Genomic DNA, 17,072 nt, shown 5'->3' with positions numbered 1-17,072 from the left:
TGAGTTAATCTAAATCTCTTAAATCATTCATAAGTTTAGTTTTATCTGATGTTTTTTCATCTTTATATTTAATAAGTTTAGCAGGAGAACCTGCAACAACACTATTTGGTTCAACATCCTTTGTCACAACAGAACCGGCAGCAACAATAGAACCTTTTCCTACCTTAACTCCTTCTAATATAACTGAATTAGCACCTATTAAAACATCATCTTCAATTATTACTGGAGTAGCAGAGGGGGGTTCTAATACGCCTGCTATAACAGCCCCAGCGCCGACATGAACATTTTTTCCGATAATACCACGAGCACCGATGACTGCGTTCATATCTATCATAGAATTTTCGTCTATAATAGCACCTATATTTATAACTGCTCCCATCATTATAATAGAGTTTTTTCCTATTGAGACTAGATCTCTTATAATAGCACCAGGCTCTATTCTTGCATGTTCGTGTAGATAGTTATAAATAGGTATAGCTGAGTTCCTACGATCGTATTCTATATGAAAATCACAAATATTAGATTTATTAGCATCTAATGTTTTTTTTATTTCTTCGTAGTCTCCGATTAAAATATAAGATTCATTACTTCCGAATACTTTAAATTTATTATTTTTTTTAAAATGCAAATTTGTACCAGATACGTATACCTTTACGGGTGTCATCTTTTCAGATTCTTTTATATATTTAGCGATTTCATAAGCATCATTTAAATTTATCATTAGTCGACCTCCTATATTAGCTTAACATGTTATTCATATTATAGTATCCCTCAATTTGATTAACTAAATACTTAGCAGCAGCTATAGAACCTTTTGCAAATATATCTTTTGATTGAGCACTATGTTTTATTTCAATAACTTCATCATGTCCAGCAAATATAACATTATGTTCCCCAACGATAGTTCCGCCTCTTATAGCATGTATGCCAACTTCATTTTCTGTTCTTTTAGCTTCACGACCATATCTTCCATAGTTATTTTCTATCTTAGGAAGAATTTCTTTTATAGAGTTTGCAATCATTACAGCAGTACCACTAGGAGCGTCAACTTTTTTATTATGATGTTTTTCTATAATTTCTATATCAAATCCATCTAACATATTAGCGGCTTCTTTAACCAATTTAACAAGAACATTTACACCCAATGACATATTAGAAGAGTGGAATATAGGGATTTTTTTAGAAGCATCATATATTTTATTTAATTCATCTTGATTATATCCAGTCGTAGCAATAACTAAAGGAGTTTTTGTTTTCAAGGCAAAAGATAATACATCATCTAAAGTGGAGTGATGAGAAAAGTCTATTATCACATCTGCATTTTCATTTATATAATTCATTTTTTGATAAGTTTTATATTTTACATTAATTTTATCATCAGGTGATACTCCGCAAACTAATTCTAAATCATCTTCAGACAAAATACATTTAGTCAAAACCGATCCCATTTTACCGTTACATCCATTTACTATAATTTTTAACATAACTCCTCCTATAATTTAAAACCAAAATTAATTAATTCTTGCTTTAGTACTTGAAGATTATTATTATCCATTTCAGCTAAAGGAAGTCTTAATTTTCCAACATTAAATCCTAATAAATTCATTGCAGTTTTAACTGGAATTGGATTAACTTCTATAAATAAAGCATCTATTAAAGGTTTCATACCAAGTTGTAATTTCTTTGCACCTTTTAAATCTCCTTCAAAAAATTTATAAACTAATTCATGAGTCTCTTTAGGACAAACATTAGCAAGCACCGATATAACTCCACTTCCACCGACTGACAATAATTGAAGAATAGAATCATCATTTCCAGAATAGATAGCAAAATCATCAGGAACTAATCTAGCTACTTCAGCAACTTGAGCTAAATCTCCACTAGCTTCTTTTACAGCAACAATATTATCTATTTTAGCAAGTTCAGCAACAAGACTAGGCTTCATATTCATACAAGTTCTTCCTGGTACGTTGTACATTATGATAGGTAAATTGACACTTTTAGCAATTGTTTCAAAATGAAGTTTTAGACCTCTTTGATTTGCTTTGTTATAATAAGGAGTAATAACTAAAAGACCATCAGCTCCAAGTCTCTCAGCTTGTTGGCTTAAATGAACAGAGTGCATTGTATCATTAGAGCCAGTACCTGCAATAACTGGTATTCTTTTATTTACTTTATCAACAACATATTTTATAACGGATAATTGCTCATCATCACTCATTGTAGTTGATTCCCCTGTAGTTCCACATACAATTAAAGCATCAGTATTATTAGTAATATGATACTCAACCAATTTACCTAAAGTTTCAAAATCAACACCACTTTCATTGAAAGGTGTAACTAAAGCAACCCCAGAACCTTTAAATAACATAAAATTAATCCCCCTTTTTAAAATCACTTTAAATTAAGTGTCCATATAGTTTTATTTTATGATTAGCATTTTAGATAGTGTATGTTTAATATAAATTTATACTAAATTATATTTTAATAATAATTCTGCTATTTGAACAGTATTTGTAGCAGCACCTTTTCTGATATTATCAGCTACAACCCAGATATTAACCCCATTTTCAATACTAAAATCTCTTCTAATTCTTCCTAAAAAAACTTCATCTCTACCACTCAATTCAAATGCAGTAGGATATTGTAAATTATTAGGGTCATCTATTACGACTATGCCAGGCATATTTTTAAGGTGGTTTACTAACTCATCTAACTCAAAAGGTTTTTCAAACTCAATATTTATAGATTCACTATGACCATTTTTTACAGGTACTCTTACAGTTGTAGCAGTGACTTTCATATCATAGTTATTAAATATTTTCATAGTTTCATTTATCATTTTTAGTTCTTCTTTTGTATATCCATTATCAGTAAAATCATCAATATGAGGAAGGCAATTATAAGCTATAGGATGAGGATAAAATTTATTAGGGTTACCTTTTATTCCATTTTCTAAATCTTGTATTCCTCTTACTCCAGAACCAGAAACAGCTTGGTAAGTAGAATAAATTACCCTTTTTATTTTATAGTTGTCATTAAGTGGCTTAAGAGGTAACATTGCTTGAATAGTAGAGCAGTTAGGATTAGATATTATACCTTTATGTTTTTTTACATCATCAGGATTAACTTCAGGTACTACAAGAGGAACATCAGGATCCATTCTCCAATAACTAGAATTATCAACGACTAACACACCTTTTGCAGCTGCAATAGGAGCATATTCTTTACTGATTTCTCCTCCAGCAGAAAAGAGTGCAATTTGAATATCTCTATCAAATACATTTTTATTTAATTCTTCAACAGTATATTCACGACCGTTAAAGATAACAGTAGTACCTGCTGATTTAGGAGACGAGAATAAGTATAAATTTTTTATTGGAAATTTTCGTTCCTCTAGTATTTTTAAGAAAGTTCTTCCAACCATACCTGTAGCGCCAACTATGGCCACATTTACTGATTTCATTAAAATCCCCCCAATTAATAAAATATCTTTCTAAATAAATATATTAATGTGTTATTAAAAATATATTTATATATATGAATATATTCCCAAAAAGGTACAAAGGAATAGGTAGTAAGTTGAGTTATATATAGATTAAGGATAGAATTAAGAAAATTTATAAGAATTTGAAAAATAATAAGATTTCAAATTAAAAGACTTTGCTTATTATTTGATTTATTTTGCATAAAAATCTACACATTACGTAACGTTAATAGTTATAATAAATAGTAGATGCATAATTAAGATAATGAATATCTAAATTAAGGGGGAAATATGATGGATACATTAAAAGAATTATTTAAAGCAGGAAGTGGGCCTTCAAGTTCTCATACTATGGGACCTCAAAGAGCTGCAGAATGTTTTAAAAGTAAAAATAATAATGCTGATAGTTACAGAGTAACATTATATGGAAGTTTAGCAGCCACAGGCAAAGGTCATTTAACTGATTATATAATAGAGAAAACGCTATCACCCAAAAATGTAGAAATTATATGGAAAGCTGATATAATAAAAGAATTTCATCCCAACGGAATGTGTTTTGAAGCATTAGATAAATCTAAAAATGTAATAGATAATTGGACTGTGTATTCCATAGGTGGAGGGACAATAGCACAGGAAAATGAAAAAAATAAAAAAAATAAAGGTACATATAAATTAAGTACTATGGACGATATAATAAAATGGTGCAAAGAAAATAATAAAACATTGGTAGAGTATGTATTATACCATGAAGATGAAGATATACTAGAATACATAAAAGTTATAAAAGATGCTATGAGAAAATCTGTTGAAGAAGGGCTTAATACAACAGAGATAATACCAGGAAAATTAAAATTAAAGAGAAGAGCATCAAATTTCTATGAAAATTATTTAGAAACTAAAAAACTATCAACTCTTGTATATGCATATGCGCTTGCTGTATCGGAACAAAATGCATCAGGAAATAAAATTGTTACAGCACCAACTTGTGGATCAGCAGGTGTGTTACCTGGTATATTGTTTAGTTTGCAGGATTATTATGGATATAAAGATGAACAAATTGAAAAGTCATTACTAGTAGCTGGTATCATAGGAAATATCATAAAAAATAATGCATCAATTTCAGGTGCAGAAGTTGGATGTCAAGGTGAGGTTGGAGCTGCTTGTGCAATGGCAGCAGCAGCTGTAGCATATTTAAAAGATGGAACAATAGAGCAGATAGAATATGCAGCAGAGATAGGCTTAGAACATCATTTAGGAATGACTTGTGACCCAGTACATGGCTATGTACAAATACCTTGTATAGAAAGAAATGCAATGGCAGCACAAAGAGCAATGGACTCTGCTAATTATGCACTATTAACAGATGGAACACATTTTATAACATTAGATCAGGTCATTGAAACTATGAAAGAGACTGGCATAGATATGATGGATAAATATAAAGAAACTGCTAAAGGAGGATTAGCAAAACACTTCTTCTCGTGCTAAAAATGTATATATAAATATGTAGTAAGGTGGCATTATTAATAAAATATAATGCCACCTTTTTATGTACCAATTTATTCATATAACAAGTAGCTTAGGAATATAATATTAAATTACTTATGAAATATAAATTAGGGGTGATTACAATTAGTGAAGTATCATATTTAAAAGAAAAAATTTATAATCATAGAAAAATATTGAATCCTATAGCTGAATTAGGAAGGATGGAATATAAAACATCAAAATATATAAGAACATATTTAAAAAATATAGGAGTAGAATATGAAATATATTTAGAAACAGGTGTAGTTGGAATGATAAAAGGAAAAAATCCTAAAAAAAATATAGCATTTAGAGCAGATATAGATGGCTTAAGTACAGATAATGGAGTGAAACATTTATGCGGTCATGATGGTCATACATCTATATTACTTGGATTAATTGAGTTCTTAATAAATAATAAATCAAACTTAAATGATAATATAGTTTTCATATTTCAACCAGCAGAAGAAGGTCCTGGAGGAGCACAAGATTTAATAAATGAAGGAATAATAGAAAAATATAATATAAATGAAATATATGGGCTTCATATATATCCAGAAATTCTAGAAGGATATATAGGAATAAGAGAAGGTTATTTTTTAGCACAATCAGGAGAAATTGATATCGATATTATAGGAAAAAGCGGTCATGGAGCTATGCCACAAAATACTATAGATAGTGTGGTAATAGCATCTAATTTTATAAATAACTTACAAACAATAGTATCTAGAAATATAAGTCCAATAGATAACGCAGTAATAACAATAGGAAAAATTGAAGGTGGAACAATTAGGAACATTGTAGCTGATAATGTAAGATTAGAAGGAACTATGAGAACTTTTAAACCAACAACATATATTAATATGAAAAAAAGAATAAAAGAAATAGCGCGAGGATTTGAGTTAGCATATGATTGTAAAATTAAAATTAACATAAAAGACTGTTATCCAGCAGTAAATAATGATAAAAAATTGTATAAAGAGTTTATCAAAACTATAAAAGAAGAAAAATTAATAGAATTAGAACCCTTAATGATAGCAGAAGATTTTTCATATTATCAAAAGGAAGTTCCAGGATTATTTTTTATGCTAGGAGCTAGAAATGAAGATAAAGGATTTGTGCATAGTCTTCATAATATAAATTTTAATTTTAATGAAGAAATATTAATGAATGGATTAGAAACTTATATAAATCTATTAAAACAAAAAAAATCTATAAATTAAGGTGAAATTATTTTACCCCTTAAATCTTTGTATAAATTCTAAGTAGATGACAAAAATACAAAGAAGAAGGGGTGTTTTTAATGAATAAAGAAACTTTAAATAAAGAACTTATAAATAAATGTGAGGCTACTAAGAAAGGTAATAGCAAGAAGCCTAAAATATTGACAGATAATGATATAATGAAATATGAGATAGCCTCAGAATTAGGGCTATTAGATAAAGTGAGTGAAACTGGATGGGCAGGACTTACAGCTAAAGAAGCTGGAAGAATTGGTGGAATACTGACATCACGTAAAAAGAAAAAGAAAAAAATGATAGAGGAGCAAAATAAAGAGGATGGATCAATATAAAGATTTTGCATTTGTTTATGACGAACTTATGGACGAAGTTGACTATGACGGATGGGTTAAATATATAGAAGATATAATAAAAAATGAAAATGTAAAAGTACAAAATATATTAGAATTAGCGTGTGGTACAGGAAATATGACGATACCACTTACTAAAAAAAATTATGATATAGCTGGAATTGACATATCAGATGAAATGCTTAGTGTAGCTAGAGAGAAAGCAGAAAAAGAAGGTGTAGAATTAGTATTACTTCAACAAGATATAGCAGAATTAGATTTTGAAATAACTAATTTAGACTGTGTTTTATGTGCTTGCGATGGATTTAATTATATAACATATGATGATGATTTAGAAAATGTATTTACTAAGACACATGAATTATTAAAAGAAGATGGAATTTTTATATTTGATATAAGCTCATTTTATAAATTATCTAATATATTAGGAAATAATATGTATGGAGAAAATAGAGAAGATATATCATATATGTGGCAAAATTATTTTGATGAAGAAGAAAACTTAGTAGAAATGGAACTTGCTTTCTTTATTAAAGATGAAGATGGTAGGTTTGATAGATTTGAAGAAGTTCATCAACAAAGAGCATATACAGAAGAAGAAATAGTTAGCATGTTAAAAAAATCAGGATTTAATTATATAAAAACATATGGTGATTTTACATTTGAAAGTCCAAAAGAAGAAAGCCAAAGAATATTCTTTGTATGCAAAAAATAAGATAGATTTATTGGAGGAATGCAATGAAAGATTATGTAGTAAGAGCAACTGCTGGTGATGGACAAATAAGAGCATTTGTATCAACAACTAAAAATATAGTAGAAGAAGCGAGAGCAGTACATGAAACTACAAAGGTAGCAACTGCTGCTTTAGGAAGAACACTAACAGCAACATCTATGATGGGGCTAATGATGAAAAATGAAAATGATAAATTAACAGTTATAATAAAAGGTGGAGGTCCTATTGGGACTATTCTTACAACATCAGATTCAAAAGGAACTGTGAAGGGATATGTATCGAATCCAAATGTACAAGTTCCTGACTATGAGAATGGAAAATTAAACGTAGCTGCAGCTGTAGGAACTAATGGTGCAGTTAAGGTTATAAAAGATTTAGGGCTTAGAGAACCTTATAATGGAGCATATCCATTAGTAAGTGGAGAAATAGCACAAGATTTTACTCATTATTTTGCATTATCAGAACAAACACCTTCAGTAGTGGCATTAGGAGTACTTACAAAAGAAACTGAAGTAGAGTATGCTGGAGGATTTATAGTTCAACTTATGCCAGATGCAACAGAAGAAACTATAGATAAGTTAGAAGAAAACGTAGGAAAATTACAATCAGTTACAACTATGTTAAAAGAGGGAAACACTCCAGAAGAAATATTAGACATAGTTCTAGAAGGATTAAGTCCAAAGATACTGGATAAATGTGAAATTAAATTTGAATGTGAATGTTCAAAAGAAAAAGTTAAGAAAGTTTTAATAGCGATAGGTAAAAACTCTTTATCGGAAATAATAGAAGAAGATAAAGAAGCCGAAGTTGGATGTCAATTCTGCAATAGAAAGTATAAATATACAGAAGATGAATTAGTTGATATTTTAAAAGAAATGTAGAAAAATAAGTGATTTACAATAAACCCTTTTGTACAAATAGTATTCTAAATGGTAGAATATATTATACAAAAGGGTTTTAAAATTTAGAAAATTTATATAAAGATATGAGGTGAGGGATTATGAATTTCAATCAGAGCTTAGAACTAACTCAGTCTCAAAAATTAATAATTACTACACAACTTAAACAATCATTAACTATATTAAATATGAGTAAGTTAGAATTAGATGAAGAAATAAAAAAAGAAGCAGAAGATAATCCACTTATAGAAGTAGAAAAAAGAAGTGAGATAAATTGGGAAGATTACATAAAGGATATTGAAAATCTAAAATATACATATCAAAATAAAACGAATTATAATCCTGATAGTGATTTTAATTTAGAGAATATGATAAAGTATTCATCAAATTTATATGAAGATTTAAAGTTTCAAATAAGCTTATATAAGATGAGCAATGAAAAAAAGCGTGTATGTGACTATATAATTGATAGTCTTGATGAAGATGGATATTTGAGAATAGATGAAAATGAGTTAATAAAAGAGTTAAGTACTGATAAGAAAACTTTTACTGAATGTCTAGAAAATATACAACAATTAGAACCAATAGGTGTAGGAGCTAGAGATATCTCGGAATGTTTAATAATACAGATGAAAAACTTAGGAATATATAATGAAATATTAGGGGAAATCGTTGTCAATGATTTAAATTTAATTGCTAAAAATAAGTACAAGGAGATAACTAAAAAATATAATATACCTTTGCAAAGATGTGTAAGCTTGATAAATATAATAAAAAATCTAAATCCAAAGCCAGGAAGATTATGTTCAACAGAAAAAAGTGTATATATACAGCCAGATGTAATTGTAGAAAAATTTGATAATGAGTTTATTACATATATAAATGAAAAAGATGGGTGTAATATAAAAATAAATAATTTTTATAAAGAAATATTAAAAAATTCACAATCTGATAAGAATGCTAAAGAATTTATAAAAGAAAAATTGAATTCAGCAGCAGAGCTAGTAAAGAACATAGAAAGTAGAAAAAGTACAGTTTTAAAAATTGCACAAGAGATAGTAAATACACAAGATGATTTCTTTAGAAGAGGAACTATGTATATAAAACCATTAAAAATGAAAGATATAGCAGAAAAGTTAGAATTTCATGAATCTACTATAAGTAGAGGAGTAAATGGAAAATATATGTTAACACCTTTTGGATTATATGAATTTAGATACTTTTTCAGCAGTGCCATTGAAACTCAAGATTCGGGGATGGCATCTAGTACAAGCATAAAAAAGATAATTAAGGAAATAATAAAAGACGAAAATAAAAAGAAACCTTTAAGTGACGAACAAATTTCAAAGATTTTAAAAGAAGAAGGTTTTAATATTGCTAGAAGGACAGTAGCAAAATATCGTGAGGAATTAGGTATATTATCTTCTAGTAGACGAAAGGAATATTAAATTTAAGTATTTGTAAAAATTGGAAAAAGTATTGAAATATATCTATATATGATTTAAAATAAAATTATCTTGTGGGACTAAAAAACATACAAGGGACAATAAATGACCCGTAGTAAATGATAATAAGGAGTTAGGCAATGGAGAACTTATTAAAAATTCAAAAAAAATTGATTCCACAAGCAATTGAACTTATGGAAAGAAGATACTCTATTTTAAGACAAATATCTTTAAGTGAGCCAATAGGAAGAAGAACACTATCAAGTATATTAGAAATAAGTGAACGAATAGTAAGGTCTGAAACGGAGTTTCTAAAAGAACAAGGGCTTATATATGTAGCTATATCAGGTATGACAATAACTGATGAAGGAGAGCTACTATTAGATGAACTTAAAGACATTATGAAAGATCTTATGGGATTATCTCAATTACAAGATAAAGTTAAAGAAAAGCTAGGTATAAAAAAAGTTATCTTAGTACCTGGAAGTTTTGAAAAAAATAATAGTCTGCTAACGGATGTAGCTAAATATGGAGCAGAATATTTTTTAAATACACTAAAAGATGGAGATACAGTTTCTTTAACAGGTGGAAGTACAATGCTAGAATTTGCAAATTGTATCAAATCTGATAAAAAGTATAATTCAATTACAGTAGTTCCAGCGAGAGGAAGTATGGGAAAAGATGTTCAAATGCAATCCAATAATATAGTATCTATAGTTAGCAATAAACTAAATTCACAATATAAATTATTAAATATACCAGACGAATTAGGTGAAAAAGCAATGAAAACCTTAATTCAAGAGCCAGAAATTAAGAGAACATTAGATTATATAGAAAAAACAAATGTATTAGTTTTTGGAATAGGTAGAGCAGATGAAATGGCTAAAAGAAGAAAACTTCCTAGTGAAAGAATAAAAGAGATAAATTCAAAAGGAGCAGTAGGAGAAGCCTTTGGTTATTACTTCAATAAAAATGGAGATATAGTTTATAAGTTAAATACAGTAGGTATTGACTTAGATGCTTTTAGAAATGGAAGAGAAACTATTGCCATATTTGCAGGAGCTAGAAAGGCAGAAGCTTTTATTGCCATATCAAAAATAAATAAAAATATAGCACTTGTAACAGATGAAGAAAGTGCTTATAGGATATTAGAACTATTATAGAGTAACTAACTAGCTAGGCTAGTAATAACATAAACACACACATTTTTTACTTTATAGGAGGTAGCAACATGGTTAAAGTAGCGATAAATGGTTTCGGTAGAATAGGAAGATTAGCTTTAAGAAAATTAATGGAGCAAACTGATAAATTTGAAGTAGTAGCAATAAATGATTTAACAGATGCTAAAACATTAGCACATTTATTTAAATATGATTCAGCTCAAGGAAGATTTAATGGAGAAATAGAAGTTAAAGAAGGAGCTTTTGTTGTTAACAAAAACGAAATAAAAGTAACAGCAGAAAGAAATCCAGCAGATTTACCTTGGAAAGAATTAGAGGTAGATATAGTATTAGAATGTACTGGATTCTTTACTTCTCAAGAAAAAGCAGGACTTCACTTAGAAGCTGGAGCTAAAAAAGTTGTTATATCTGCACCTGCAACAGGAGATATAAAAACTGTAGTATTTAATGTAAATAATGATATATTAGATGGAAGTGAGACGGTTATATCAGGAGCTTCTTGTACAACTAACTGTTTAGCACCAATGGCTAAAGTATTAAATGATAAATTTGGATTACAAAAAGGATTTATGACTACTATACATGCTTATACTAATGACCAAAATACATTAGATGGACCTCATGCTAAAGGAGATTTAAGAAGAGCTAGAGCAGCTGCTTCTAATATAGTTCCTAATACTACTGGTGCAGCAAAAGCTATAGGATTAGTAATACCTGAATTAAAAGGTAAATTAGATGGTGGAGCTCAAAGGGTTCCTGTTATAACTGGCTCTTTAACTGAGTTAGTTTGTACTTTAGATAAAAAAGTTACAGTAGAAGAAATAAATGAAGCTATGAAAGCTGCTTCAAATGAATCGTTTGGATATACTGAAGAACCATTAGTATCTTCTGATATAATAGGAATAAACTATGGATCATTATTTGATGCTACACAAACAAAAGTTATGGAAGTAAATAAAGAGCAATTAGTTAAGGTTGTTTCTTGGTATGATAATGAAATGTCTTATACATCTCAATTAATAAGAACATTAGGATACTTTGCTAGTTTAGCTAAGTAATTTGATACCAGTCCGGGTTTGTAGTTTTATACTACGGGCTCGGACTTTTTTGCATAATAAAATCTTAAAATCAACAATGTGATACACTAAATATAAAAAAATAAAAAAAATAACATACGAAATATGTACAAATAAAGAAATATGTTATACTATTAATAAAAAAGATTAAAGTTATTTTTTATAAAGGAGATATAACCATGTCAATGCTTAATAAAAAAACTATAGAAGATATAAATGTATGTGGGAAAAAAGTATTATTAAGATGCGATTTTAATGTTCCATTAAAAGATGGAATTATAACTGATGAAAATAGATTAAACGGAGCACTTCCAACTATAAAATATTTAATTGAAAATGGAGCAAAAGTTATATTATGTTCTCATTTAGGAAAACCAAAAGGAGAAGCAAAAGCAGAATTATCATTAGCTCCAGTAGCTAAAAGATTATCTGAAATGCTAAATAAAGAAGTTGTATTTGCATCTGATGATAACGTTGTTGGTGAAAATGCAAAAGCTGCAGTTGATAACATGAAAAATAAAGACGTAGTATTATTACAAAATACTAGATATAGAAAAGAAGAAACTAAAAATGAAGAAAATTATTCTAAAGAATTAGCTTCTTTAGCAGATATATTTGTAAATGATGCGTTTGGAACTGCTCATAGAGCACATTGTTCAACAGTAGGTGCGGGACAGTTTTTAGAAGAAAGAGCTTGTGGATACTTAATTCAAAAAGAATTAAAATTTTTAGGAGAAGCAGTTGCAAAACCAGTTAGACCTTTCACTGCAATATTAGGAGGAGCTAAAGTTTCTGATAAAATAGCAGTTATAAATGAATTATTAGAAAAAGTTGATAACTTAATAATAGGTGGAGGAATGGCATATACATTTTTAAAAGCACAGGGATATAGCATAGGAACTTCATTAGTAGAAGAAGATAAAGTAGAATATGCTAAAGAAATGATTCAAAAAGCAAAATCTAAAGGTGTTAATTTACTATTACCAATAGATAATATTGTTAGTGATAAATTTTCAGCTGAGGCAACTCCAGTGATAACTGAAGATGAAAATATACAAGATGGATATATGGGACTTGATATAGGACCAAAGACTACTGAAAGATATGTAAATACAGTAAATAATTCAAAAACAATAGTGTGGAACGGACCAATGGGAGTATTTGAATTTGAAAACTTTGCAAAAGGTACATTAGCAGTAGCAAAAGCTATGGCTAATTTAAATGATGCAACTACTGTAATCGGTGGAGGAGACAGTGCTGCAGCTGTTAACCAATTAGGATTTGGAGATAAGATGACTCATGTATCTACAGGTGGAGGAGCATCATTAGAATTTTTAGAAGGTAAAGAATTACCAGGAATAGTAGCTTTAGATAATAAATAATTTAAAAATAAAACAGAATCAATATATATAGATAGAAAATATTGTTGGTGGAGGAATATAAGATGAGAAAACCTATAATAGCAGGAAATTGGAAAATGCATAAAACAATAAAAGAAGCTTTAGAATTTGTGAATGATGTTAAAGGAAAAGTTAATAATACTGATGTAGAAGCAGTTATATGTGCACCTTTTACATTATTAAAAGACTTAAAAGAAGCAACTCAAGGAACTAATATAAAAATAGGCGCTCAAAATATGCATTTTGAAGAAAAAGGGGCATTTACAGGAGAAATATCACCTCTTATGTTAAAAGAATTAGATATGGACTATGTTGTAATAGGTCACTCAGAAAGAAGACAATACTTCAATGAAACTAATGAAGCTGTAAATAAAAAAGTTTTAAAAGCTTTAGAAGTAAAAATAGACCCAATAGTTTGTGTTGGTGAAACTTTAGAGCAAAGAGAAGCAAATCAAACTAAGGATATTTGCAAAGTTCAAGTTGAAGAAGGATTAAAAAATGTAGCTAATGAAGATTTACATAAGGTTGTTATAGCTTATGAACCAATCTGGGCTATAGGAACTGGAAAAACTGCAACGGCACAACAAGCAAATGAAGTTATATCATACATAAGAGAAGTTGTAACTGGAGTATATGGTAAAGAGTTAGCTGATAAAGTTAGAATACAATACGGTGGAAGTGTTAAGCCTTCAAACGTATCAGAAATAATGAATCAAAGTGATATAGATGGAGCTTTAGTTGGAGGAGCTAGTCTAAAATCTAGTGACTTTATAGAGCTTGTTAATTTCTAAGGAGTGAAGTATATGAAAAAACCAGTTTCTTTAATCATCATGGACGGTTTTGGATACACTAAGGAGAAAAAAGGCAATGCAATTGCTAATGCAAAAACTCCCAACTTAGATAAGATAACTAAGGAATATCCAAATACTTTAATAAAAGCTAGTGGACTTGATGTAGGTTTACCTGAAGGACAAATGGGAAACTCAGAAGTAGGACATACTAATATAGGGGCAGGAAGAATAGTATATCAAGATTTAACTAGAGTTTCAAAAGCAATAAAAGATGGAGAATTTTTTGAAAATGAAGTATTATGCCAAGCTATGGATAATGCAAAAAAACATGAACTTCACTTAATGGGGTTATTGTCTGATGGTGGAGTACACTCCCATATAGAACATCTTAAAGCATTAATTAAGATGGCAAAAGAAAAGGATGTTCAAAATGTTTATGTTCATGCATTTACAGATGGTAGAGATACAGATCCTCAAAGTGCAATAACATATATTAAAGACATTCAAAAAACTATGGATGAATTTGGTGTAGGTGAATTTGCTAGTATTTCTGGTAGATACTATGCTATGGATAGAGATAAAAGATGGGACAGAATAGAATTAGCATATAATGCAATAGCGCAAGGAAAAGGCGAAATTGCGTCTTCAGCAATTGAAGCTGTTCAAAAATCTTATGATAATGGAAAAAATGATGAGTTTGTATTACCTACTGTTATAGTTAAAGATGGAAAACCTATAGCTACTATAAAGGAAAATTGCACTATAGTATTTGGTAACTTTAGACCAGATAGGGCAAGACAAATAACTAGAGCATTAATATGTGATGAATTTGTTGGATTTGAGAGACCTTGTATTAAGACATTCTTTGTAGGTTTAACAGAATATGATATAACCATAAAAAATGTTCATATAGCGTTTAAACCTCAATCATTAACTAATACATTAGGAGAATATTTAGCTAAAAATGGAAAATCTCAATTAAGAGCAGCTGAAACAGAAAAATATGCTCATGTTACTTTCTTCTTTAATGGAGGGGTAGAAGAACCAAATAAAGGTGAAGATAGGTTATTAATACCGTCACCAAAGGTTGCTACTTATGATTTACAGCCAGAAATGTCTGCTCCAGAATTGTTAGATAAAATAATATCTAAAATAGATGAAGATAAATATGACTTTATAGTTGTAAACTTTGCAAATCCTGATATGGTAGGTCATACAGGAAACATAGAAGCTGCAACTAAGGCAGTTGAGACTGTAGATAATTGTGTAGGAAAGTTAGTAGATAAACTATTAGAAGTGGGCGGAAGTACAATAATAACTGCGGACCATGGAAATGCTGAATATATGCAGAATCTTGAGACAGGAAAAACTATAACAGCACATTCTACTAATCCAGTACCATTTATAGTTGTTGGAGAAGAATATAAAAATTCAACTTTATTAGATGATGGGAAATTATCTGATATAGCACCAACAGTACTTGACATGATGAATTTAGATAAACCAGAAGAAATGACTGGTCATTCATTAATAAGAAAATAATATGCCAAAATTTACAAATTTATATTTAATATAAATCTGTATGTAATATAATAAAAATACACTATATATAAATTTGAAGGGAGATATACAAATGTCAGCTATAGAATTCGTATATGCAAGAGAAGTTTTAGATTCAAGAGGAAATCCAACTGTTGAAGTTGAAGTTACATTAGAAAGTGGATCAATGGGAAGTGCAATAGTACCATCAGGGGCATCTACAGGGGCTTTTGAAGCAGTTGAATTAAGAGATGGAGTTAAAGAAAGATACTTAGGTAAAGGTGTAGAAAATGCAGTTAACAATGTTAATGATATAATAGCACCTGAATTAGAAGGAATGGATGCTTTTGATCAACCAGGAATAGATGAATTAATGATAGAATTAGATGGAACACCAAACAAAGGAAAATTAGGAGCTAATGCAATACTTGCAGTTTCTATAGCAGTAGCAAAAGCTGCAGCTGACGAAGTTGGTTTACCATTATTCCAATACATAGGTGGAATAAATGCAAAACAATTACCAGTTCCAATGATGAACATAATAAACGGTGGAGAACATGCTGATAACAATGTAGACGTTCAAGAGTTCATGATATTACCAGTAGGAGCTAAATCATTCAAAGAAGCATTAAGAATGGGAGCAGAAGTATTCCATGCATTAAAAGCTGTTTTAGGATCAAAAGGATTAGCTTGTGGTGTAGGTGATGAAGGTGGGTTTGCTCCAAACCTAGGATCAAATAGAGAAGCTTTAGAATTAATAGTTGAAGCAATACAAAAAGCTGGATATGAACCAGGACAAGATGTAAGATTAGGATTAGACGTTGCTGCATCAGAAATGTACAATAAAGAAACTAAAAAATACGTTTTAGCTGGAGAAGGAAAAGAATTAACAGCTGTAGAAATGGTTGAATTATATGAAGATTGGTCAAACAACTTCCCAATAATAACTATAGAAGATGGATTAGATGAAGAAGACTGGGAAGGTTGGAAGATATTAACTGAAAGATTAGGTGAAAAATTACAATTAGTTGGAGATGACTTATTTGTAACTAATACTGAAAGATTAGAAAGAGGAATAGAAGAAGGCGTAGCTAACTCTATATTAATAAAAGTTAACCAAATAGGAACATTAACAGAAACTTTAGATGCTATAGAAATGGCTAAGAGAGCTGGATACACAGCAGTAATATCTCATAGATCAGGAGAATCTGAAGATTCAACAATAGCAGATTTAGCAGTAGCAGTAAATGCAGGGCAAATAAAAACAGGTGCTCCATCAAGAACAGATAGAGTAGCTAAATACAACCAATTATTAAGAATAGAAGATGTAGTAGGAGAACCAGCTAGATACTGTGGATTAAAATCTTTCTACAACTTAAAAAACAAATAAAAACATAAAGATT

Annotated in this window: 16 protein-coding genes; 12 read left to right on the top strand and 4 right to left on the bottom strand. The window is 29.5% G+C overall.

Annotation, left to right across the window (positions count from 1 at the left end; all coding sequences use genetic code 11):
- Positions 1–4 precede the first annotated feature (4 nt).
- The 4 genes from dapD to CHF27_RS03320 form a co-directional block, all read right to left on the bottom strand.
- Complete coding sequence (gene dapD, locus CHF27_RS03335) at positions 5–721, bottom strand: 2,3,4,5-tetrahydropyridine-2,6-dicarboxylate N-acetyltransferase (RefSeq protein WP_095405617.1); 717 nt, start codon at positions 719–721, stop codon at positions 5–7.
- A 16-nt stretch (positions 722–737) separates the two neighbouring features.
- The gene (gene dapB / locus CHF27_RS03330; protein WP_095405616.1) at positions 738–1,484 is read right to left on the bottom strand and encodes a 4-hydroxy-tetrahydrodipicolinate reductase; all 747 of its coding nucleotides are present in this window, start codon (positions 1,482–1,484) and stop codon (positions 738–740) included.
- Between the two features lie 8 nt (positions 1,485–1,492).
- Positions 1,493–2,371, bottom strand: coding sequence for a 4-hydroxy-tetrahydrodipicolinate synthase (dapA, locus tag CHF27_RS03325; RefSeq protein WP_095405615.1), 879 nt, complete (start codon positions 2,369–2,371; stop codon positions 1,493–1,495).
- A 96-nt stretch (positions 2,372–2,467) separates the two neighbouring features.
- Positions 2,468–3,466 carry an aspartate-semialdehyde dehydrogenase gene (locus tag CHF27_RS03320; RefSeq protein WP_095405614.1) on the bottom strand — a complete coding sequence of 333 codons (999 nt, stop codon included), beginning with the start codon at positions 3,464–3,466 and terminating at the stop codon, positions 2,468–2,470.
- Between the two features lie 315 nt (positions 3,467–3,781).
- Between CHF27_RS03320 and CHF27_RS03315 the strand changes: the two genes are divergently transcribed.
- From CHF27_RS03315 to eno, 12 genes are all read left to right on the top strand, one after another.
- Positions 3,782–4,975, top strand: a complete 1,194-nt coding sequence (locus CHF27_RS03315; RefSeq protein WP_095405613.1) for an L-serine ammonia-lyase — start codon at positions 3,782–3,784, stop codon at positions 4,973–4,975.
- A 143-nt stretch (positions 4,976–5,118) separates the two neighbouring features.
- Positions 5,119–6,237: an N-acetyldiaminopimelate deacetylase gene (locus CHF27_RS03310; RefSeq protein ID WP_095405678.1), complete on the top strand. Its 1,119-nt coding sequence runs from the start codon at positions 5,119–5,121 to the stop codon at positions 6,235–6,237.
- Positions 6,238–6,317: 80 nt separating this feature from the next.
- Positions 6,318–6,587, top strand: a complete 270-nt coding sequence (locus CHF27_RS03305; protein WP_095405612.1) for a small, acid-soluble spore protein, alpha/beta type — start codon at positions 6,318–6,320, stop codon at positions 6,585–6,587.
- Positions 6,574–7,320 carry a class I SAM-dependent DNA methyltransferase gene (locus CHF27_RS03300; RefSeq protein WP_095405611.1) on the top strand — a complete coding sequence of 249 codons (747 nt, stop codon included), beginning with the start codon at positions 6,574–6,576 and terminating at the stop codon, positions 7,318–7,320. Before CHF27_RS03305 ends, CHF27_RS03300 begins: the two co-directional genes overlap by 14 nt.
- Before the next feature lie 23 nt (positions 7,321–7,343).
- Entirely contained in the window at positions 7,344–8,219 is an 876-nt protein-coding gene (gene hslO, locus CHF27_RS03295) for an Hsp33 family molecular chaperone HslO (protein WP_095405610.1), read from the top strand.
- 119 nt (positions 8,220–8,338) lie between these two features.
- Positions 8,339–9,685: an RNA polymerase factor sigma-54 gene (gene rpoN / locus CHF27_RS03290; protein WP_095405609.1), complete on the top strand. Its 1,347-nt coding sequence runs from the start codon at positions 8,339–8,341 to the stop codon at positions 9,683–9,685.
- A 137-nt stretch (positions 9,686–9,822) separates the two neighbouring features.
- Positions 9,823–10,845 (top strand): sugar-binding transcriptional regulator, encoded by a 1,023-nt coding sequence (locus CHF27_RS03285; protein WP_095405608.1) that lies wholly within the window; start codon positions 9,823–9,825, stop codon positions 10,843–10,845.
- A gap of 68 nt (positions 10,846–10,913) precedes the next feature.
- Complete coding sequence (gene gap / locus CHF27_RS03280) at positions 10,914–11,921, top strand: type I glyceraldehyde-3-phosphate dehydrogenase (RefSeq protein WP_095405607.1); 1,008 nt, start codon at positions 10,914–10,916, stop codon at positions 11,919–11,921.
- 197 nt (positions 11,922–12,118) lie between these two features.
- Entirely contained in the window at positions 12,119–13,321 is a 1,203-nt protein-coding gene (locus tag CHF27_RS03275) for a phosphoglycerate kinase (protein WP_095405606.1), read from the top strand.
- A 62-nt stretch (positions 13,322–13,383) separates the two neighbouring features.
- On the top strand, positions 13,384–14,130 hold the full coding sequence (tpiA, locus tag CHF27_RS03270) for a triose-phosphate isomerase (RefSeq protein ID WP_095405605.1): 747 nt from the start codon (positions 13,384–13,386) through the stop codon (positions 14,128–14,130).
- A gap of 12 nt (positions 14,131–14,142) precedes the next feature.
- Positions 14,143–15,672, top strand: a complete 1,530-nt coding sequence (gpmI, locus tag CHF27_RS03265) for a 2,3-bisphosphoglycerate-independent phosphoglycerate mutase (RefSeq protein ID WP_095405604.1) — start codon at positions 14,143–14,145, stop codon at positions 15,670–15,672.
- 91 nt (positions 15,673–15,763) lie between these two features.
- On the top strand, positions 15,764–17,059 hold the full coding sequence (gene eno / locus CHF27_RS03260; protein ID WP_095405603.1) for a phosphopyruvate hydratase: 1,296 nt from the start codon (positions 15,764–15,766) through the stop codon (positions 17,057–17,059).
- Positions 17,060–17,072: the final 13 nt, after the last annotated feature.

This window comes from Romboutsia maritimum (genome assembly GCF_002251085.2).
Lineage (GTDB): Bacteria > Bacillota > Clostridia > Peptostreptococcales > Peptostreptococcaceae > Romboutsia_B > Romboutsia_B maritimum.
Note: the sequence above shows the minus strand (reverse complement) of the source record. Positions and strands in the feature narration are given on the sequence as shown.

Bases quoted from the DNA above. Each gene is read 5' to 3' on its own strand.
- dapB (WP_095405616.1), bottom strand. From the start codon at position 1,484: ATGTTAAAAATTATAGTAAATGGATGTAACGGTAAAATGGGATCGGTT.
- CHF27_RS03320 (WP_095405614.1), bottom strand. From the start codon at position 3,466: ATGAAATCAGTAAATGTGGCCATAGTTGGCGCTACAGGTATGGTTGGA.
- tpiA (WP_095405605.1), top strand. From the start codon at position 13,384: ATGAGAAAACCTATAATAGCAGGAAATTGGAAAATGCATAAAACAATA.
- gpmI (WP_095405604.1), top strand. From the start codon at position 14,143: ATGAAAAAACCAGTTTCTTTAATCATCATGGACGGTTTTGGATACACT.
- CHF27_RS03300 (WP_095405611.1), top strand. From the start codon at position 6,574: ATGGATCAATATAAAGATTTTGCATTTGTTTATGACGAACTTATGGAC.
- rpoN (WP_095405609.1), top strand. From the start codon at position 8,339: ATGAATTTCAATCAGAGCTTAGAACTAACTCAGTCTCAAAAATTAATA.
- dapD (WP_095405617.1), bottom strand. From the start codon at position 721: ATGATAAATTTAAATGATGCTTATGAAATCGCTAAATATATAAAAGAA.
- dapA (WP_095405615.1), bottom strand. From the start codon at position 2,371: ATGTTATTTAAAGGTTCTGGGGTTGCTTTAGTTACACCTTTCAATGAA.
- CHF27_RS03305 (WP_095405612.1), top strand. From the start codon at position 6,318: ATGAATAAAGAAACTTTAAATAAAGAACTTATAAATAAATGTGAGGCT.
- hslO (WP_095405610.1), top strand. From the start codon at position 7,344: ATGAAAGATTATGTAGTAAGAGCAACTGCTGGTGATGGACAAATAAGA.
- CHF27_RS03285 (WP_095405608.1), top strand. From the start codon at position 9,823: ATGGAGAACTTATTAAAAATTCAAAAAAAATTGATTCCACAAGCAATT.
- CHF27_RS03275 (WP_095405606.1), top strand. From the start codon at position 12,119: ATGTCAATGCTTAATAAAAAAACTATAGAAGATATAAATGTATGTGGG.
- gap (WP_095405607.1), top strand. From the start codon at position 10,914: ATGGTTAAAGTAGCGATAAATGGTTTCGGTAGAATAGGAAGATTAGCT.
- eno (WP_095405603.1), top strand. From the start codon at position 15,764: ATGTCAGCTATAGAATTCGTATATGCAAGAGAAGTTTTAGATTCAAGA.
- CHF27_RS03315 (WP_095405613.1), top strand. From the start codon at position 3,782: ATGGATACATTAAAAGAATTATTTAAAGCAGGAAGTGGGCCTTCAAGT.